This is a genomic window from Mesorhizobium sp. B2-8-3, from assembly GCF_006440815.1.
Taxonomy (GTDB): Bacteria; Pseudomonadota; Alphaproteobacteria; order Rhizobiales; family Rhizobiaceae; genus Mesorhizobium.
Genome location: NZ_VFTW01000011.1, coordinates 125422 through 143440, shown reverse-complemented (window position 1 = coordinate 143440; position 18019 = coordinate 125422). Strand labels below are relative to the sequence as shown.

Here is an 18019-nt window from a genome sequence, read left to right as displayed (position 1 = left end):
ATAGGCTCGCCAGTCAATGTGATCGGTGCGCCTGTGTTTACGGCGCGGGATTCGAGGCGTTCGCGACGACGCTCGACAGCTTCTGGCGCTTCGACAGCACCGGCTTCTCGTAAGTCTTCTTCATGGGAAGCCCCTTTGCCCGGTTTTTACGCGCGTAGCGGTAACGCGAACCGGATTCGCGTCAAAGAACATTCGCGTGATCGACTGCAATGAGGGCTGACCATAACCGTGCGGGCTGCCGGCAACATCCGGCGCCGCCCCCGATGGAACTTTACGACCGCGTTAGGTCAACCCGAGTGCTGCAGCCAATGGCGGTCGAACACGTCGAGGATGGCGCGGAACTCTCCCGGTGGAATCTGGATAGCGCCGTCATCGCTGTAGGCGTCAAGGAACTGGTCGAGCTGCCGGTCGACCGCTTCCGGATGTTCCAGGCCGATACCGAGGCTTACTAGGTCGGCGGCAATCGAACCGCCGGCCGGCAGGTACCCGCCCCATGTCGCGGCGCCGGTTGCCGCATTGCGCAGCCGCACCAGCAGGATCCGGGTCAGCGAGGGCTGCGCTTCGGGACCAATGACGGCCGAGCCGCACATATAGCCGCCGAGCACGCTGACAGGCTGTGTCTGCGGGAACAGGCACAGGAAGAACTGCGTGTCGCCGCCGACATCCTTGAGATGCAGATAGACACCGCGCTTTGCCGGCATCACCGGGCCGACGAGCTGCAAGTGCCCCGTCGGCAACGTCTCGCCATAGGTAGCCGTCAGCCCATGCACGCCTGGCCCGGCCTCGATCGACAGGCGGCCCTTGATCAACTGGCCGCGATAATAGGGCGACCAGGCGCGAGAATAGCATGCATAGGTTCCGGCAAGCCCGGAGCCGGCGCCGCGCTCGTCATGCGAGGAGGCATCGAACTGCATGCCGGCGCGTCGCTCCAGCTCGGCGCTGTCGACGCCGTGGCGGGCCGCGATGGCGGCGGTGAAGGCCGGTAGCTCGCTCTCGGCGATCCAGGCGCCGGACTGCTCCAGTTCGAGCAGCCTCGCCCAGTCGTCATAGACGCTCATCTGTCGCGGCCGCGCGCGGCCTTGCAACCATTTGTCGGCGCGGCCGAGATCGAACGCGGTGTTCGGGTTGACGGCGCGGAACGCCGCCGCCAGGTCCTTGCGGGTCACCGTTCCCAGCAAGGCCGAAGTCAGCCTTAGTTTTTGCGCGATTTGCTGCGCCATGCAAAAGGTCCCCGATGTTCTTGGCCGCCTAAGCAGTTCGGCGTTCCGGCGGGAATCGCCGAGCTTCTCCGACGCTCCTGGCTAGCGCGCCGGCAAACAATCTCCATTCCCGGCGGCAGCGTTTGTTTTCCATCCACTAATATTACTGGAATTCCAAAGAATTCCACAGTGTTCCGCGCGCGTGGCCTTCGCGACGAGACAAGCGGCGCTAGGGTCGCTTCGGGGTGAATCCAGGGAGCTGCCATGAAAATCCTTCTATCCACGCTTGTTATGGCACTTGCGCTGTCGCAAGCCGCCGAAGCCAAAACGAAAATCCCGCTGACCGAAACAAAGACCGGCGCCGAGAAGAGCCGGCAGCCGCTCGATCAGACGGCCACCGGCGGCATCGTGCCTTCGGCCGGCCTGACGTCGAAGGGCGCCGAACCGGGCCAAGCCTATCCGCAGCCCCTGGACCTTCACTTCTAGAGCAATTCCGGAAGCCGTGCTCGACGGTTTTGGTCCGCTACCGCGTAAGACAAAAGGTAGCCATCCCGGGGACCCATAGCCGGTTCATCATCCGGGATCGGCGGGGAAAAGCAGCGGCCGGACGGCCGAACCAACAGCCGCCAGCCTGACGGCTGGGGGCTTGGCGCCGCCGGCGGGGGCGGCGCCTGCCCGCGCGGATGCAAGGCCACGATCCGCGCGGGTCAGGCTTCCGGCCAGTCGCCCCAGATCATTCTTCTTCAGATCCAAGCCGTTCTTGACGAAGGGCCAGCGAACCGGAAAGCTCGGCAACGGCGCCGCAATGGCGCTGTGCGAGAAGGAAGGCCGTGCCATGCCGGGTGCCGACGAAAAGCTTGCCGCGCTCGGCATCGTACTGCCACCGCCGTTGAAACTGCCGCCGGGCATGGTGCTGCCCTTTCCCTGGGTGAATGTGCGCGGCGACCGCGCCTATGTCTCCGGCCACGGGCCGCAGGAGCCGGACGGCTCGCTTGCCGGCCCGTTCGGCGCGGTCGGCGAGAGCGTGTCGCTGGACGAGGCGCGGGCTTCGGCCCGCAAGGTCGGGCTGTCGATGCTCGGCAGCCTGAAACGCGAGCTCGGCAGCCTCGAACGGATCACGGGCTGGTGCCGCGTGCACGGCATGGTCAATTCGGCATTGCGCTTCACCGAGACGCCGGCGGTGATGAACGGCTTTTCGGAGCTCATCCTCGAGGTCTTCGGCCCTGAGATCGGCCGTCACGCCCGCACCGCCATCGGCGTCGCCGCCCTGCCCCTGAATTTCCCGGTCGAGATCGAGGCCGAAGTGATGATTGGGGGGTGAGCCTCCCTTGGTTCCAGCGCAGCTTGACCAGGCCGTGGTCGGCGCGATAGGCGGGCCGAGGCCATCCAACCGATGAAAGACCCGCCATGACGGACCCTATCGCGAAAGACAGCAACGGCACGCCGCTGAAAGACGGCGACTCCGTGACCCTCATCAAGGACCTCAAGGTCAAGGGCACGTCGGAAACGATCAAGCGCGGCACGCTGGTGAAGAACATCCGGCTCAACGGCGATCCCGGCGAGATCGAATGCAACACCAAGCAGGTCAAGGGCCTGGTGCTGAAGACAGAGTTCCTGAAGAAGGCGTGATGGCAGGGGAGATCGGGAGGGCCGCCCTCGCCCTCCCCTTATGTTGCACCGCGTTAGATTTGTTGCATTGCGATATCGGCGCCTAGGGCCGAGGCTTTAGGGAGGCGGGATACGAACAAGCATCGTGAGGTTCGTATTCGTGTCAACACCTGCGCAGGATTTCCGGCCCGACATCGAAGGCTTGCGGGCGGTGGCCGTGGCGGGCGTCGTCGCCTTCCATTTCGGCCTCACCGCGCTGCCCGGCGGCTTTGCCGGGGTCGACATCTTCTTCGTCATTTCGGGCTATCTGATCACTCGCCATCTCGCCGCCGAGATTTCCGAGACCGGCCGGCTCGACCTTTTGCGTTTCTACGCCCGGCGCGCGCGGCGCCTGCTGCCGGCGGCGCTTTTCGTCATCGCCGCGACGCTCTGCGCCGGCGCGCTCATCCTGTCGCCGGAGGAGCAGGCGCTTTATTCCAAGGGTGCGATGTTCGCCTCGGCCTATATGATCAATCTGTGGCTGATCCGCTGGTCGTTCGACTATTTCGCCAATGACGCCACGAGCAACCCGTTCATCCATTACTGGTCGCTGTCGGTCGAGGAGCAATTCTATCTTGCCTGGCCGGCGCTTTTGCTGCTGGCCGCCTGGATGAAGCCCGGCAAGCGCGCCATCATGATTGCGATCGGCGCCGTCGGCCTCGTCTCCTTCATCGCCTGTGCCTGGCTGACGAGCGTGTCGCAGCCCTGGGCCTTCTATTTTTCGCCGCTGCGCGCATGGGAATTTGCCGCCGGCGGCCTCGTATCGATGGCGCCGGCACGGCTGTTGCAGGAGCGCCCGCTGCTGGGGCGGGCGTTGAGCCTGACCGGCCTGACGATGATCGGGGCCGCATATCTCACCTTCAGCGAGGACGCTCCCTTCCCCGGCTTTCTGGCGCTTCTGCCGGTAGCCGGCACGGTCCTTCTGCTCAAGGCGGGAGCGGCCGGCGCCAGGGACGGCTCGCGCAATTCCGAATGGAACTGCGTGAATGCCGCCCTGGCGCTGCCGCCCTTACAATGGATCGGCAAGCTCTCCTATTCGCTCTATCTGTGGCATTGGCCGGTCATCGTCTATGCCGGCATGCTGGCGCCGGACCTGACGCCGGCCGAGCGGCTGCTGTGCCTCGCGGTGACGCTGGCGCTCTCCATTCTCAGCTATCATCTCATCGAGAACCCGATCCGTCGCAACGGCTGGCTGATGGCCAGTGCGGCGCGGGCGCTGGTGCCGGCCCTCCTCCTGACCGGCACCGGCGTCGCAGCCGCCTATGGCAGTGCCAGGTTTGCCGTGCACGACCTCGATCCGGAACAGCGCATCATCGCAGCCAGCGCCGCCGAACCGTCGACGGCCCGGGCCAAAGCCGGCTGCGTGCAGGATTACCAGAGCGTGACGCCGAAGCCTTGCGTGTTCGGCGATGGCCAGCGCCTGATCGCCCTCTTCGGCGACTCCCATGCCGACCATTGGTCGACGCCGCTGATCGAGGCGGGCCGGAAGAATGGCTACCGGGTGGTGACCTGGCTGAAGAATTCCTGCCGCGCCTCGCGCATCAGCGTCTGGTCGTCCGAGCTCAAGCGTCCCTACAGCGAGTGCGACCGCTGGCGCGAGCAGGCGATCGCCGAGATCATCGAGGCGAGACCGGCGCTGGTGGTCATCTCGGAGCTGGCGCTGACCAGCGGCCGCAAAATGGCCGGCCGCGGCGGCGACACGCGGAGCCAGGACGCCGACTGGCGGGCCGGCCTGCGCTCCACCCTCACCAGCCTGAGCAAGGCGGGGCTCAAGATCGCCTTCATCCGCGACGTGCCGTTCAACAACGCCAATGTCGACACCTGCGTGGCGCGGGCGCTGTGGCGGGACGAGACGCCCTCGCGCTGCGACCAGACGCGCGCCTACGCCGCCAACGACGCCATGGCGGCGGTGGAACGCGACATCGTCGACAGCATTCCCAACGCCGCTTACGTCGACCTCACCGACCGCTTCTGCAGCGCCACCATTTGCCACGTCTTCATCGACGGCAAGCTCGCCTTCCGCGACCAGCACCATATGGCGACGCCATTCGCGGAATCGTTGGAGCCGGAGGTGGAGAAAAGGGTGATCTCGAAGGTGGGGCGCTGAAGCTGTCAATCTCCTCCCTCGTGGGGGAGATCAGCAGGTTCAGCGCAGCCCCTACTCTACCACGACGACGAAATGCTTGGTCACCGGCTCGAGGATCTTCCAGGTGCCCTTGAAATTGGCCTCGACGACGAAGGCATCGCCGGGACCGACCTCGACCGGCTCGCCGCCGTCGGGGGTGATGATGATGCGGCCGGCGATCATGTGGACGAATTCATAGTCAGTGTAGGTGGCGTGATAGGTGCCGGGCGAGGCGCGCCAGGTGCCGGACATCACCTTGCCGTCTTCGGTGGTGTGCTGCACGGCCGTCTGCATGGTCGGCGAGCCTTCGACAGCGATCCAGCCCGGCAGGTCGCCGCCTTCGGCATGCTCGACGGGGCCGAATTTGAGAATGGTGGGTCTGGTCATCGGATGCTCCTGGGGTCGCCGGAATTGGCTGGGGATGAGATAGCCGATGGCGGCATGCGGTGCACGCGGCGATGCGACAATGCGAGGCGAAGCGGCGACGGATGCCTACGGAACCGATAGCTGGCTGAGGCGATAGGCCGTGGCATATTAGCAACACTTAACAGGCGTCGCACAGAGTTTGCGGCATTGAGCATCACTGTCCCGTTTCGGGACTGGCATCAGCCTTGCTATAAAGAGATTGCCGGTGTCCTCCCGCCGGTCCTGATCGGGGGATCAGGTCTTAAATCTCGCCGGGCGTGTGGGCTTTGGGCACCAGGGGCAAGCCCGGCGAGTTTTCTTTCTTCATTGTCATGCCGACTGGCGGTCGCCCCGCCCTTCCTCCGCGGCCTGCAATTGCTTCCGGCGCGCCGGCTGGCGGCGGCGGCGGTGGGGGTTTTCAACGTGACCGCCGCCTTGTTCGAAAGCGCGCCGGTCACCGCGTCGACCTTGCCGAAGGCGACGATCTGTCGGGCTGGGTCGCGGTCGAAGGCTTGCCGACCATGCAGGTGGCGGGCAGCACACCATCGAGCCTGCCTGTTGCCTGGCAATGATCAGAGATATTTCGCCGGCGTGCGATGCGCCGCGGCCCGGTCGGTTGCAGATACGCTAATAAATATCTGAGCTCATTGCCTTACGGAGAGGCAGCAATGCGCCGGACCAAGCGGCTGGCGCCGCGGCTAGTGCCTTGTCCAAGGGCGGCAACCCGACGGTTTTCGGGAACATGCACCGCTCGAAACCGTTGTCTTTCCGAAGGGGCGTCCTGCAAACTCAAGGAGGCAGCGATGAAAAAGCTTCTGCTTGCTTCGATGATCGCCATCGCCTCGGCGTTCGCGATCGCGCCGGCCAGCGCCGGCGGCGTTCAGCTTGGTATCGGCATCGGGCCGGGCTATGATGACGACTATTATGGCGGGTATTATCCGCACCGTTACTACCGCCACGTCTACAATGACGATTACGACAATGGCGGCTATGTGGTGCGCTACCACCACCGCTATCATCGCCATCATTGCCGCACCGAACTGGTGACCCACTGGCGCCGCCACCACCGCGTGGTGGAGGAAGTGCGGGTGTGCGGCAACGGCTACAGCCGCTACTAAGCGAGCCAACGTGGATCGCGCGGGAACCGCCTCTGGCGTCCCGCGCGATGGCCGATCCCGCCTCGGGGCGGCTCCAGGCGCTCACAAAGCCTTCAAATTTTGCTGATTGCGCGACGCGGCCGGACTTTTTCGGGGGGCCGCGCGTTATCATGGCGAACCTCAGGAGAAGGCTTGTCATGCGCAAATTCGTGTTTGCCTCGCTGCTCGCCCTGGCCTCGGCTGCGACCACCGTCATGCCTGCGGATGCAGGCAATGTATTCCTCGGCGGCAGTTATTTCGACTACGGCCCATTCGGCGATTTTTACGACAGCTACGGCTCCGTGCCGGTCTATGGCTCCTATTGGGGCGGCCCCTATCTCAACTACGCCCCCGGTGAGCATGACGACCATGACAGCTTCTATGTCGCCTTCTATGTCGCCGCGCCGAATGCCGCACACGCCCGCCGCCATTGCCGGATCGAAATGGTAAGAACCCGCAGTCATGACCATCGGTTCATGCGGCAGGTGCGCGTCTGCGGTTAGCCATGTCCACCGCCGGCGGGTGAATGCGACTTCAAATCCCGATGATTTTCCGGGCAGGCGCGCCAGTTCCTTGGCAGCCTTTCGGCGCGCCAAGCGTTGTCGATGCGAACCTTCAGGAGGAGGTTGCCATGAAAAAGCTTCTACTCGCCTCCGCAATCGCCTTCGCGTCGGCGGTGGCCACGGTCGCGCCGGCAGACGCTCAGGGATTCTTCGGCCTCGGTATCGGACCGTTTGGCGGCTATCCGTTCTACGGCGGCCCGTTCTATGGCGGCCCGTTCTACGATTACGGCGGCCGCTATTACGGCCCGCGCTACTATGATGACTATTATCCCGGCTACGTGGTCCGCTATCCGCACTACCGGTACCATCGGTATTACAGACACTACTACGTCTATCCCCACCGGTATCACCACAGGCATCATTACCGGCACCACCACAGGCTCTACGGGCGCAGGTAGGTAGCAGCGGCCGCACACCGACAAGCTGATCTTCCCCCTGTGGGGAGATCAGCCGCTTGCAAATCCCCGCCGAAATGCCATCTAAGTCGCCGGTTCAAGGAGAACGAAAGGTGACGCAGCGAAGCGGCAGCGCCGACCTGCCGCTGCATGGCGGGCGGGTCCCGAAATGGCTGGGCGAGCGCATGACGAAGCTCGGCGCCGTGCTGTGCGAAGCGATCATCCACCATTACGGCCGCGACGAGCTTTTGCGGCGCCTGGCGCATCCCTTCTGGTTCCAGTCTTTTGGGGCCGTGATGGGCATGGACTGGCATTCTTCCGGTATCACCACCTCGGTCATCGGCGCGCTGAAGCGGGGGCTAAATCCGCTCAGCAACGAGCTCGGCATCCATGTCTGCGGCGGGCGCGGTGCGCATTCGCGCAAGACGCCCGGCGAGTTGCTGGCCATCGGCGACCGCGTCGGGCTTGACGGTGAGGCTTTAGCCATCGCCAGCCGGCTCGTCGCCAAGGTGGACAGCGCCGCCGTGCAGGACGGCTACGACCTCTATCTGCACGGCTTCATCGTCACCGATGACGGGCGCTGGGTGGTGGTGCAGCAAGGCATGAACGGCGACGCCCGCCAGGCGCGCCGCTATCACTGGCTGTCGGAAGGGCTGACCAGCTTCGTCGACCAGCCGCATGCGGCGATCGAGGGCGAGGCCCAAGGGCAGATCGTCAACCTCACCGACCGTCGCGCAGAGAAAGCCCGCGGCGGCCAGATCGAGCTGCTCAAGACCATGAGCCCGGAAAAGATCCTCACCGAGCTTGCCGTGCTGGAACCGCGGCCCGAACCCGAGCCCGCCGCGCAGCCGCTGCTGCCCAACCTCGTCATGCCGACGCATCACGACGTGCGCGAGAGCGACATCGTCATGCGCCGCCTGCACGGCAACATCGCCTCGGCCATCGAAAGCGGCCCGAAGGATTTTCCTGATTTGCTGCTGGTTCCCGGTGTCGGCCCGCGCACGGTGCGGGCGCTGGCCATGGTCTCGGAAGTGGTGCATGGCGCACCCTTTCGCTTCTCCGACCCGGCCCGCTTCTCCCTCGCCCATGGCGGCAAGGACCGCCACCCCTTCCCCGTGCCGCTGAAGGTCTATGACGAGACGATCGGCGTGCTGAAATCGGCGGTGAGCAAGGCAAAGCTCGGACGAACCGAGGAGTTGGAGGCGCTGAGGCGGCTGGATGGAGAGTCACGCCGGATGGAATGCTACGTGACGGGGCCGAGCTTGAAGGAGATCGTCGCCGGCGAGATGGACCAGTCGCATTTGCTGGGCGGGCGGAGCGTGTTCGGGTGGGAGGGGAAGCCGGAGGGTGGCGAGGAGCCAACGAAGGCAGACAAGACTGGAGCTTGAGAAGCGTTCGGTCAGCGCTGCCCCGTCGGGCATTTCTCCCCGTGAACGGCGAGAAAGAGGCTGTCGCCGGCGCTGCGCCTCTTCCTTCGCCCCGTTTACGGGGAGAAGGTGCCCGAAGGGCGGATGAGGGGCGGCGCCGAACGTCAGTGATCTTGGGATGCAAAGCGGTTGTGCCTGGAATTGCTTCGGCGGGCGTTACTTCTTCCGCTCGATCAGCTGCATTCCCTCCTCGGGCTTCACGTAGTGGATCAGCCTCGCCTTTTCGGACAGGACCATGATCCCTTGTTCCAGATAGCCGAAGGCTTCCTTGGGGTACTCCTCGAAATATTCGTCAGTATCCATGGAGCAGATCACGACGCCTTCGTTCCCTTCCCAGACGAGGACTTTGTCGCCAAGTCTGGCAAGGGTGCCGTCGGGATATTTCATTGGTCAATCCAAGCGTCTCATGATGCTTGCGCACGATATGTATAGCTGTCCCGCGCCAATTCAGCAGCAGCAATGTAGCTCTGTAGTTATTCCTCAGTAAAGATGATGCTCAATATTCACCCCGCCTTTCTCCCCATCATCCCATAGTGCACCGCCAACAGGTCCAGCCCCACCTTCAACAGCTTCACCACCACGTCGCGCCCCTCACCGCTGCGTTCGCCGGTGGCCTTCACCGACTGGCCTTCAAGGCAGATCTTGCGCACCACATCCGCCACCTCCCAATGGGCGAGCGCTGCGGCAGCGTGGGCATAGGCTCGGCCGGCTGACAGCACGCGGTCGGGGACGCCGCCGCCAATCCGGCCGCCATCGACTCGCTCGCTCCAGGATTGTGGCTGCAGGCCCTCGCGCTGGCTGCGCTCGAAGTCGTCGCGGAAGCGCCCTCCTGCCTCGCGCTGCTGCCGGCTGAGCGAGGTGATGCCCACCAGCGGGTCGACATTGCGCAGGCGCACGACGCCGCCGGTGGAGGTGTAGCCGCCGTTCGACACCTCATAGACGCGCCGCGCCTCCGCAGTGCCGGTGGTGAGGCGCTGGCGGCCGAAGGGGTCAGTCTTCAGCGCGAAGTCGTGGCCGACCTCGCGGCGGATGCGCACCTGCTCGGCCTCGCCTTTGGGGAGTTTCGGGGGTTGCGGTTTCTTGGCGGCTTTGCGGGGCATGGAGCAGTCCTTTGTGGGTGGCGGGGTGGGTGGCTAACGGGAGAGGCTGAGTTCCTTCGCGCATGGATCTAGGTTCCTCGCCCCACGAAGTAGGGAGAGGTGGCGCGGCGAAGCCGCGACGGAGAGGGGTCCTTTCGTGGAGCGCCAAGCTCGACAGCGGGTTCTCGCCGCGCGGCGTTTCGTCCTGCCGTCGTCGGCGCCTCTCCATCCGCTTCGCGGACACCTCTCCCCGCGCCATCGGCGGGGCGAGAACACAAGCGCGGATACGCCTCGCCTCTCACATCCCCCTCCCGCGATGGCCGTGGAACCTGGCATGGTGATGCGCGCAGTAGGAGCGCGTTGCCGACGTCGGCAGGCCGCAGCACAGCATGTCCGGTGCCGGGCGCGCGCCGGCGGGATCGTGTTCCGGCGTTTCGCGCAGCGCCAGATCGAGCGGCGCGCGGCAGCGGCCGAACAGGCAGTCGAGGAAACGCATCGCCGCGACATGCGGCTGGCGTCCGGGGTTTACCGGCAGCGGCGGCGCGGGCAGATTGTAGCGCTGCGCTTCGGATTTCTCGCGCCCGCCGGGGGTGAGCCAGGCGGGCGGAAGCATGCGCGCGGGTTTGCGGGGTTTGGATTTCTTTGGCTTGGGAGCGCGGGCGGTGACGGCGTCCGTTTGTGTGGTGATGCCACAGGCTGAGAGGTCGGCCGGACAGCGCTCCCCTCTGTCCCGCCCGTCCTCCGTAGCAGCTGCGCTGCGGCTGCGGAGGGTGGACTGGGCATCGCCCCCAGTTAGGCGGAGATCAAGCGCTTCAGCGCCGGCGCCTTCTACAAGCTCGGCATATCTGGCAAGCGCTGCAGGTTCGGAGAGCGTCACGCCTCCAGCGGCCACCCTGGCGCGCCGGCCGGGGCGATCCGGCCGTGCGGCATGCTTCCTTGGCCTGCCGCCGGCGCGGCCGCCCTTGGGGTTAGCGAAGCCGATGGCGCTCAGGGCCGTGTTGCGGTGGACGATGCCGATGATGGCGTTGCGCGAGACCGGAGCGCCGCGCAGGGCGCTGAAGCGGCCGGCGATGCGCGAGGCCGAAAGCCCCTCCTTCAGCCAGGTGGCGATCTCGTCGATTTCCTTTTGCGTGTAGGCGGCTGCCATTCTTCTCATTCCATTTGCTTGTCGAAGGCGCGGACGAGCGCCAGGGTTCGGCCGCGAGGCCGCGGTCAGGTCAGCGATCGGTTGAAGTCAGGCGGTGCTGGTCAGCCGAAGCAGCGCTGCCTCGGCCGCGGCGCGGGTCAGGCCCGACACCGCAAGGCCCGTCGCCCGGTCGAACAGGATGACGGTTCCGTCCTCGGTGCGGATACAGGATGCGCCGCCACAAGTGGCGGCCGGAGCCGGGGGAGGAACGGCTCCGGCCGCTCCGGTGAACCGGGGTGCGGGCGGTTCGACCGGATCCGGGGCAAGCGCCCCGGAAAGCGCCTTGACCGGGGAGGAGGACGGTCCGGGCGATTGGAATTCATGGATCGAGGGAGGCGCGTTCATGCCGCCTCCCCTTGCATGGCGGCCGCGGCGCGGCCGGCCAGCGATTCGTAGCTGACGCCGGCGATGCCGTGCCTGCGGCTTGCCGCCACCACATGCGGCCAGTGCTGCGGCGCGATGCGGCCGCGCCGGCGCATCTGCCGCGCCGCCTCGTAGCCGCAGCCCACATCGGCGGCGAAGGCGCCGATGCTCTGCCAGGAATCAATAAGCTCCGGAATGTCGGCGGGCTGGGCGGATCCGCCGGCGGGCGATGCGGAAGAGCTTGCGGAATGTACGATCATGCGCTAAGCGTACGTTATGTACGAATGACGCGCAAGCAAAATCGTACACTTTGGACGATTATTTTCAGGCATTTTGTACGATGATGGATTCACGGCACAGATTGCAGCAGGCACGCGCCCAGGCCGGCTATGCTTCGCCCAGCGACGCGGCGCGGGCCTTGCGCGACATCAACAAGAACACGCTGATCAGCCATGAGAACGGCAACCGGCCATTGTCCCGGAAAGCGGCGGAGAAATACGGCCGGCTGTTCGGCGTCGACCCCGGCTGGCTCCTGTTCAATGCCGATGGCGCGGAAGCGGCGCCCGTCAGCCTCATGCCCTCGCCCGTCACCGTCGACGTGCCGATCGTGTCGTGGATCAGCGCCGGCGAGCTCGGCAGCCAGGACAGCGTGGTCAACCTCTCCGATTATCCGACCATCCCCACCGCCGACCTCGAGGAAGGCGAATGGATCGCGCTGCGCGTCGACGGTTCGTCGATGAACAAGATCTCGCCGCCGGATTCGATCATCTTCGTCAATTTGCGCGACAAGCGGCTGGTGACCAATGGCTGCTACGTGATCTCGGACGAGACGGGACGTGCCACCTACAAGCGCTACCGCCCGAACGACAACCCGCCCTTCCAGCCGGCGTCCTATATGGATATCCCGCCGCCGGAGCTGGAGGGCGCGATCACCATCATCGGGCGAGTGAAGCGGTCGATGATCGATATGTGAGCCGTTGGGAGCGATGCCGCCAAGCTGAGGCGCTGCTTTGCTTCCCTCTCGCAAGGTCCTCGCCAAGCGCCACTTGGCCCACCCCAAGGGCATAAATGCAGCCACCGCAATTTCTGCTTGCATTAGGGAACAAAAACAGAACTATATAGGCATCCGCGAGAACAGTCGCGATCACTCCGGGGGGAGGATCAATCATGTCACGCCGCACCGGCGCGCTGATGCGCGCGTTTGTTGCCTGGCTTTCGCGCGGGCCGCTCCTGGCGCTGGCAGGGGTGGTTGTGCTTGGTGCTTTCGGCGGCAAAACATTCGCGGCTGGCAAAGACTACAACACTTGCTTCAGCGAGAGCAAAGTTTCCGCCGACCGGCAGGTTGCCGCCTGCACCGCAATCGCCGAGGACAGAGGCGAGGTGCCTGATCTTCGCGTAAGCGCCTATTTTGTGCGCGGCCTGGCCTATGCACAGAGGAACGATATTGCCCACCTCATCGCCGATATGAACGAGGTGATCGCGCTCGATCCGACTTACGTCCGCGCATTTACCAATCGCGCCATCGCCTGGGAGAGCAAAGGGGATTTCGACCGGGCCGTCGTGGACTACACAAAAGCGATCGCGCTTACGCCGGATGACGCAAGCCGATATGCCGATCGCGCGCGGGCGCTCAACAAGAAAGGCGAGCATGATCGGGCTATCGCCGATTGCGACAAGGCGATCGACATCGATCCCGCCAATGAAATGGCCTATGGCGTGCGCGGCGTTGTGTGGGAAGACAAGGGCGACGCAGCGCGAGCCCAGGCCGACTACGACAAAGCGGAGAGCGTCCGTATTGACCCTATCGCTCCTTACCTAGACCGGGCCCGCTCATCGATCGCCGAGCGTGATCGCAAGCGAGCCAAGGCCGATTGCAAGCGCATCGCCAATATCGATGCGGACAAGGGGCGCGATTGCACGCGACTGATTGTCGAGGCTTTCGGTGAGCCGGGCGACGGCGCGACCGACCCAAACCCAGCTTCTGCTCAAAATGCGATTGGAGTAGAGTGGCAGGAAAAGGGCGACCATACCCGCGCCATCGCCGCATTCGACGAGGCGATCCGGCTCAATCCAGCAAGTTCCGCTTTCCACTTCAACCGCGGCAAGAGCTGGGCCTCAAAGAAGAATTATGCCCGCGCTATCGCCGATCTGGATGAAGCCGTTCGCCGCGATCCGGCCAACGCCCAAGCTTACCGCGTGCGCGGCATGACCATGGCCCAGATCGGCAATTCACGAGAGGCGTTTGCCGACCTCGACAAAGCGATTGCCATCAGCTCCGACGATCCAAAATCGTATTTCGAGCGGGCAGTCGTCTGGGAGGCGAAGGATTCCGACAAGGCAATTGCGGACCTCGACAAAGCGATCGCGCTCGATCCGGCCAACGCCGACTACCGCAAAGAAAGGCTCAGCGTCCAAATCAGCAAGAGCAGGGCGAACGGGCAACCCGTGCTGCAGTCGCCGAGCGCTGCGACCAATCAGGCTGATGTCCCAGTCCCCGCTGAGCCGCAGCCGGCCAAGCCTGTCCCGCCCCCCACATATGCGCCGCCGCAACTATATGCCAAGCAGGATAACTCCGCCGCCATTGCTTGGAACCTCAAATCGGGGTTGCAGGCGATGCAGATCGACCCCAAGGGCGCGATAGATACATTCAGCTTTGTCATCGGCCTCGATCCCTACAATGCAGACGCCTATTACAACCGCTCGATCGCCGAGGCACTCGTCGGCAATTTCGACCTCGCCATCGGCGATTGCCGGCGAGCGGTCGAACTCGATCGGAAACGCGCAGGCACGTGTTGGGAAAATCTGCCTGGCCAACAGCCGACCGCTACGCAGCCAAACGGGGATCCGGCGACCGCCAAGACACTGCTCGAGCGCGCCCAGATGCGGTTGTCGAAATACGGCGTCGACGGCGCGCTGCTCGATTTCGACAAGGCGATCAGCCTCGACCCCGACAATGCCGACGCCTATCTGGGCCGCAGCCGCGCCAGGACGCTCAAGGGCGACCACGCCGGCGCGGCGGCGGATTGCCGGCGCGCCGTGGAGTTGGATTCCACACGGTCGGCAAGCTGCGACGAGCAGGCTGCCGGCGATGAGGGCAAAACTGAACCGTCGCAGGACCCTGAGCAGCCGAAGGCGGCGGCCGCTGCTCCAAAGCCACAAATCGTCCGTCCGAATTTGGCGGCTACGGACGACACGCTGGCAGCAAAGACCTTGGAGACAAAAGACCAGCGCGCGCTCCAAGCGATCCTGGAAGGCGATGTCTGGCTGGACATGGGCAAATACGACAAGGCGATCGGCTCCTATGACGTGGTGATCGCGCTCGAACCCGACAACCGCTTCGGCTACTTCGGCCGCGGCAGGGCCAGGGCCGCCATACGCGATTATGGCCAGGCGATCGCCGACTTCGACAGGGTCATCCAGTTTGCCCCCAATTTTGCCGCCGCGTATTTTCACCGGGGGCTCGCCAAGGTGACGTCCGGCGATGTCGAGGGCGCGCTTGCCGATTGCAATCGGGCAGCGACGCTCGACCCGAAGGCGCGCGACGCCCACTATTGCAAAGGCATGGCCTGGCACGCCAAGGGCGACACCGGGCGCGCCATCGCCGCCTATTCGGTGGCGATCGGGATCGATCCCGGGCATGACGCCAGCTACTACGCGCGCGGCATGGTGCGGGCGGATCGGAAAGACTATGCCGGCGCCATCGCCGATTTCGATCAGGCGCTCAAGCTCGATCCCGGCAATGGTGACTATGCCGTAGCCCGCAAGGCAGCGGCGGACGTCAGCGGAGAGCCTGCCGATGGCATGACCAAAGCGGACGGCTCCGACATTACGGCGAACGAACAGAGCGCCACCGCAGTTGCGCTAGCAGAAACCCCGTCTGCGGTCAAGCCTGGTGCGAGTGACGATCTTTCGCTTGCCGATCCGAAGTTGGCGAAGCTTATCGACACCAGTGATCCCCGCGTCCTCGTCGCCGTGGCCAACGGCGACAGCCTCTTGCACGAAGGAAAGTATGACGAAGCGATCGAGGCCTATGAAGAGGCCATCGCGATCGATCCTAAGAGCCCGCTCGCCTATTTCAGCCGTGGCAGGGCCTTTGATGGCAAGAAGGATTTTACCCGCGCGATCGCCGATTACGACAAGGCCATCGCCATTATTCCCGATGCGGCCGCGCCGCTCATGCGCCGTGGCCTGGCCAAGGCCGCGGCGGGCGACGCGGACGGCGCGCTTGACGATTGCATCAAAGCCATCAGGCTCGACCCGAAAGCGAGCGGCGCTTTCTTCTGTTCCGGAGCGGCCTGGTACGCCACGGGAGACCCGAAGCGAGCGATCGAGGCATTTTCAGCGGCGATCGAGATCGATCCGAAAGACGCCGCCAGCTACTACGGACGCGGCATGGTGCGAGCCGACGGCAAAAACTACGCCGATGCCATTGCCGACCTCGACCAAGCTGCCAAACTAGACCCGCACAATCCAAACTACGCCGCCGCGCGCAAAGCAGCGATGGCCACGCAGAAGAAAGGCGGTGCCGGCGGCAACGCGATCGCGCCATCCTCGAAGAAGCTAAACGCTCTGGTCGATCGCGGCTACGCCTTCTACTACAAGGGCCAATATGATCGTGCGATCGCCCAATTCAACAAGGCGATGGCGCTCGATCCGCAAGATGCCTCGCCCTATGTCGGACGGGCCATCGCGCTTGTCGACAAAGGCAAATACGACGCGGCGATCGAGGACTACAACAAGGTCATCGGGCTCTACCCTGACTACTCGGACGCTTACATGGGCCGTTCCGTCGCGTGGACCAAAAAGAACGAACCGGATCGCGCCATCGCCGATTTGAGCCGTGCAATCGAGCTCGACGCCAATGACGCGCAGGCCTATTTCGGGCGCGGCGGCGCCTTCGCTGCCAAGGGTGACTATGACCGGGCGATCGCCGATTTCGACCAGGCGCTGAAGCTCGATCCGGAGATGAGCCTCGCCCGCAAGGGCCTCAAGCTTGCGGCGGCGGCGAAGGCAAAGACGTCAGGCAAGATCGAGAGCGGAGCGGCGACCTCGGCGGGTGGCATTCCGCCTGGAGCCAGGGCGGCTTTCAACAAGGCACAAGTGCTGGACGGCAGGGATGACTATGACGGCGCCATCGCGCAGTATGGCAAAGCGATTGCCCTGTTCCCCACCTTCCGAGACGCATATGTAGCGCGCGCCATCCTTTGGGAGACGAAGGGCGACTATGCCCGTGCCATCGCCGATTTCAGCCAGGCGATCACTATCGGCCCCGACATCGGTGACACTTACAGCGATCGCGGCCGCGTCCTCAGCTACCAGGGGGACTATGACGGGGCATCGGCGGATTACGAAAACGCCGTCCGTCTCGATCCAACGAACGCAAGGATCTATGCCGGTCGGGGCATGTTCCGCATGAAGCACCACGAAGACACAGGGGCATTCAGCGATTTCGAAACGGTTCTTAGACTCGATCGCAATAACGTTTTCGGTTACTTCGGCCGCGGCACGATCCGCGCCCGCAAAGCGGACTATGACGGCGCCATCGCCGACCTCAACCAAGCGATCAAGTTAAGGCCAAATTTCGCTGGCGCATACAAATCGCGTAGCGCTGTGTGGGAAGCCAAGGGCGACCGCAAGCGTGCGGAAGCCGACCGCAAGAAGGTGCTGAGCCTTGGGGCAGAGTGAGCAGGGTGTCGGAGCGCGGGCGGATGTCATCTTGGAAATGGTTGCAAGTCGCGGCGGTCGTCTCCGTAAGCATCGTTGGGACTAAAGTGATGCCAACGATGTTCGGCAGCGGCAGAGATCACCACTATCAGTCAGTAAAGATGCCGCCCCAGACGCTGACCACCGCCGACATCGATGCCGAGATCCGGAAGCAGGATCTCCAGATATTCGAGGCTATCGCCCGCGAATTTCCGGACGACTACGATGCGATGCTGCGCAAGATCACTGCCGCGGCCCAGGCCGGAAGCCAAACAGAAGTGCGCGATATCAGCAGACAGGCGGTCGCCGATCTCAGGCATAGATATGCGCCACTCCTACCTACGACCCCCGACAGCAACGCTTCGGAAGCGCTTTCGGCGCAACTCGACATGCTCAATCATGTCATGGCGCGCGAAACACCGGCCACCTGCAACAATTACCTGCGCAACGGGCCGGACGCGATCAGTGCGCCCGGCCACGATTTCCTGGCTGACCTGGACAGGATCGGCGCCACGCTGTTCCGCGCCTTCGGCGCCGCCAAAAGAAGCGGCCTACCGGCGGCCGTGCCCAGCGATCAGGACTGGTCGCTGGTCGCCGACGTTTTCACAAAGATCGGCGGCACGTCGGCCGAGATGGAGGCTATCTCGAACGCCAACCAGGACTTCCCGGGCCTGTGCCCGGCCATGGCGAGATTCTATGAGGCCGCCCTGTTACTGCATGGCGAACCCGGGTGGCACATCAAAACCGCGCTGCTTCGCGCCATCGTTGAGAATTAGGCTCCGCACCGGATT

The 18019-nt window shown here is 64.4% G+C and carries 18 protein-coding genes; 11 read left to right on the top strand and 7 right to left on the bottom strand.

Annotation, left to right across the window (positions count from 1 at the left end):
* Positions 1 to 287: 287 nt before the first annotated feature.
* Positions 288 to 1220, bottom strand: coding sequence for a hypothetical protein (locus FJ418_RS18240; protein ID WP_140867868.1), 933 nt, complete (start codon positions 1218 to 1220; stop codon positions 288 to 290).
* Between the two features lie 243 nt (positions 1221 to 1463).
* On the opposite strand from FJ418_RS18240, the gene FJ418_RS18235 reads away from it, so the two are divergent.
* From FJ418_RS18235 to FJ418_RS18220, 4 genes are all read left to right on the top strand, one after another.
* A complete protein-coding gene (locus FJ418_RS18235; protein ID WP_140652165.1) occupies positions 1464 to 1685 on the top strand; it encodes a hypothetical protein in 222 nt (73 codons plus the stop codon).
* A gap of 349 nt (positions 1686 to 2034) precedes the next feature.
* Positions 2035 to 2520, top strand: a complete 486-nt coding sequence (locus FJ418_RS18230) for a RidA family protein (RefSeq protein ID WP_140867924.1) — start codon at positions 2035 to 2037, stop codon at positions 2518 to 2520.
* An 86-nt stretch (positions 2521 to 2606) separates the two neighbouring features.
* A complete protein-coding gene (locus FJ418_RS18225; protein ID WP_140867865.1) occupies positions 2607 to 2828 on the top strand; it encodes an alkylphosphonate utilization protein in 222 nt (73 codons plus the stop codon).
* Positions 2829 to 2967: 139 nt separating this feature from the next.
* Complete coding sequence (locus FJ418_RS18220) at positions 2968 to 4953, top strand: acyltransferase family protein (protein ID WP_140867862.1); 1986 nt, start codon at positions 2968 to 2970, stop codon at positions 4951 to 4953.
* A 51-nt stretch (positions 4954 to 5004) separates the two neighbouring features.
* On the opposite strand, the gene FJ418_RS18215 is transcribed toward FJ418_RS18220, so the two are convergent.
* Positions 5005 to 5358, bottom strand: coding sequence for a cupin domain-containing protein (locus tag FJ418_RS18215; RefSeq protein WP_140867859.1), 354 nt, complete (start codon positions 5356 to 5358; stop codon positions 5005 to 5007).
* Positions 5359 to 6179: 821 nt separating this feature from the next.
* Between FJ418_RS18215 and FJ418_RS18210 the strand changes: the two genes are divergently transcribed.
* The 4 genes from FJ418_RS18210 (at position 6180) to FJ418_RS18195 (ending at position 8858) form a co-directional block, all read left to right on the top strand.
* On the top strand, positions 6180 to 6494 hold the full coding sequence (locus FJ418_RS18210) for a hypothetical protein (protein WP_140867856.1): 315 nt from the start codon (positions 6180 to 6182) through the stop codon (positions 6492 to 6494).
* A gap of 176 nt (positions 6495 to 6670) precedes the next feature.
* Positions 6671 to 7015 carry a hypothetical protein gene (locus tag FJ418_RS18205; RefSeq protein WP_140867853.1) on the top strand — a complete coding sequence of 115 codons (345 nt, stop codon included), beginning with the start codon at positions 6671 to 6673 and terminating at the stop codon, positions 7013 to 7015.
* A 128-nt stretch (positions 7016 to 7143) separates the two neighbouring features.
* Entirely contained in the window at positions 7144 to 7473 is a 330-nt protein-coding gene (locus FJ418_RS18200) for a hypothetical protein (protein ID WP_140867850.1), read from the top strand.
* A gap of 110 nt (positions 7474 to 7583) precedes the next feature.
* Entirely contained in the window at positions 7584 to 8858 is a 1275-nt protein-coding gene (locus FJ418_RS18195; protein WP_140867847.1) for a DUF763 domain-containing protein, read from the top strand.
* 195 nt (positions 8859 to 9053) lie between these two features.
* On the opposite strand, the gene FJ418_RS18190 is transcribed toward FJ418_RS18195, so the two are convergent.
* The 5 genes from FJ418_RS18190 to FJ418_RS18170 form a co-directional block, all read right to left on the bottom strand.
* Positions 9054 to 9284 (bottom strand): hypothetical protein, encoded by a 231-nt coding sequence (locus FJ418_RS18190; RefSeq protein WP_140867844.1) that lies wholly within the window; start codon positions 9282 to 9284, stop codon positions 9054 to 9056.
* A 116-nt stretch (positions 9285 to 9400) separates the two neighbouring features.
* Positions 9401 to 9997 carry a DUF6456 domain-containing protein gene (locus FJ418_RS18185; RefSeq protein ID WP_140867841.1) on the bottom strand — a complete coding sequence of 199 codons (597 nt, stop codon included), beginning with the start codon at positions 9995 to 9997 and terminating at the stop codon, positions 9401 to 9403.
* A 277-nt stretch (positions 9998 to 10274) separates the two neighbouring features.
* Positions 10275 to 11123 carry a GcrA cell cycle regulator gene (locus FJ418_RS18180; RefSeq protein ID WP_140867838.1) on the bottom strand — a complete coding sequence of 283 codons (849 nt, stop codon included), beginning with the start codon at positions 11121 to 11123 and terminating at the stop codon, positions 10275 to 10277.
* An 87-nt stretch (positions 11124 to 11210) separates the two neighbouring features.
* A complete protein-coding gene (locus FJ418_RS18175) occupies positions 11211 to 11507 on the bottom strand; it encodes a hypothetical protein (protein WP_140867835.1) in 297 nt (98 codons plus the stop codon).
* Positions 11504 to 11785, bottom strand: a complete 282-nt coding sequence (locus FJ418_RS18170; RefSeq protein ID WP_140831732.1) for a hypothetical protein — start codon at positions 11783 to 11785, stop codon at positions 11504 to 11506. The genes FJ418_RS18175 and FJ418_RS18170 overlap by 4 nt, the downstream gene beginning before the upstream one ends.
* Before the next feature lie 80 nt (positions 11786 to 11865).
* Here FJ418_RS18170 and FJ418_RS18165 point away from each other — a divergent pair, with 80 nt between their 5' ends.
* From FJ418_RS18165 to FJ418_RS18155, 3 genes are all read left to right on the top strand, one after another.
* Positions 11866 to 12498: a LexA family transcriptional regulator gene (locus FJ418_RS18165; RefSeq protein WP_140807477.1), complete on the top strand. Its 633-nt coding sequence runs from the start codon at positions 11866 to 11868 to the stop codon at positions 12496 to 12498.
* A gap of 194 nt (positions 12499 to 12692) precedes the next feature.
* Complete coding sequence (locus tag FJ418_RS18160; protein WP_140867833.1) at positions 12693 to 17210, top strand: tetratricopeptide repeat protein; 4518 nt, start codon at positions 12693 to 12695, stop codon at positions 17208 to 17210.
* 89 nt (positions 17211 to 17299) lie between these two features.
* On the top strand, positions 17300 to 18004 hold the full coding sequence (locus FJ418_RS18155) for a hypothetical protein (protein WP_246683098.1): 705 nt from the start codon (positions 17300 to 17302) through the stop codon (positions 18002 to 18004).
* Positions 18005 to 18019 lie beyond the last annotated feature (15 nt).

Excerpts from the sequence above, each read along its gene's own strand:
- FJ418_RS18215 (WP_140867859.1), bottom strand. The coding sequence starts at position 5,358 with ATGACCAGACCCACCATTCTCAAATTCGGCCCCGTCGAGCATGCCGAA.
- FJ418_RS18170 (WP_140831732.1), bottom strand. The coding sequence starts at position 11,785 with ATGATCGTACATTCCGCAAGCTCTTCCGCATCGCCCGCCGGCGGATCC.
- FJ418_RS18180 (WP_140867838.1), bottom strand. The coding sequence starts at position 11,123 with ATGGCAGCCGCCTACACGCAAAAGGAAATCGACGAGATCGCCACCTGG.
- FJ418_RS18205 (WP_140867853.1), top strand. The coding sequence starts at position 6,671 with ATGCGCAAATTCGTGTTTGCCTCGCTGCTCGCCCTGGCCTCGGCTGCG.
- FJ418_RS18240 (WP_140867868.1), bottom strand. The coding sequence starts at position 1,220 with ATGGCGCAGCAAATCGCGCAAAAACTAAGGCTGACTTCGGCCTTGCTG.
- FJ418_RS18210 (WP_140867856.1), top strand. The coding sequence starts at position 6,180 with ATGAAAAAGCTTCTGCTTGCTTCGATGATCGCCATCGCCTCGGCGTTC.
- FJ418_RS18190 (WP_140867844.1), bottom strand. The coding sequence starts at position 9,284 with ATGAAATATCCCGACGGCACCCTTGCCAGACTTGGCGACAAAGTCCTC.
- FJ418_RS18235 (WP_140652165.1), top strand. The coding sequence starts at position 1,464 with ATGAAAATCCTTCTATCCACGCTTGTTATGGCACTTGCGCTGTCGCAA.
- FJ418_RS18225 (WP_140867865.1), top strand. The coding sequence starts at position 2,607 with ATGACGGACCCTATCGCGAAAGACAGCAACGGCACGCCGCTGAAAGAC.
- FJ418_RS18165 (WP_140807477.1), top strand. The coding sequence starts at position 11,866 with ATGATGGATTCACGGCACAGATTGCAGCAGGCACGCGCCCAGGCCGGC.
- FJ418_RS18200 (WP_140867850.1), top strand. The coding sequence starts at position 7,144 with ATGAAAAAGCTTCTACTCGCCTCCGCAATCGCCTTCGCGTCGGCGGTG.
- FJ418_RS18185 (WP_140867841.1), bottom strand. The coding sequence starts at position 9,997 with ATGCCCCGCAAAGCCGCCAAGAAACCGCAACCCCCGAAACTCCCCAAA.
- FJ418_RS18175 (WP_140867835.1), bottom strand. The coding sequence starts at position 11,507 with ATGAACGCGCCTCCCTCGATCCATGAATTCCAATCGCCCGGACCGTCC.
- FJ418_RS18230 (WP_140867924.1), top strand. The coding sequence starts at position 2,035 with ATGCCGGGTGCCGACGAAAAGCTTGCCGCGCTCGGCATCGTACTGCCA.
- FJ418_RS18160 (WP_140867833.1), top strand. The coding sequence starts at position 12,693 with ATGTCACGCCGCACCGGCGCGCTGATGCGCGCGTTTGTTGCCTGGCTT.
- FJ418_RS18155 (WP_246683098.1), top strand. The coding sequence starts at position 17,300 with ATGCCAACGATGTTCGGCAGCGGCAGAGATCACCACTATCAGTCAGTA.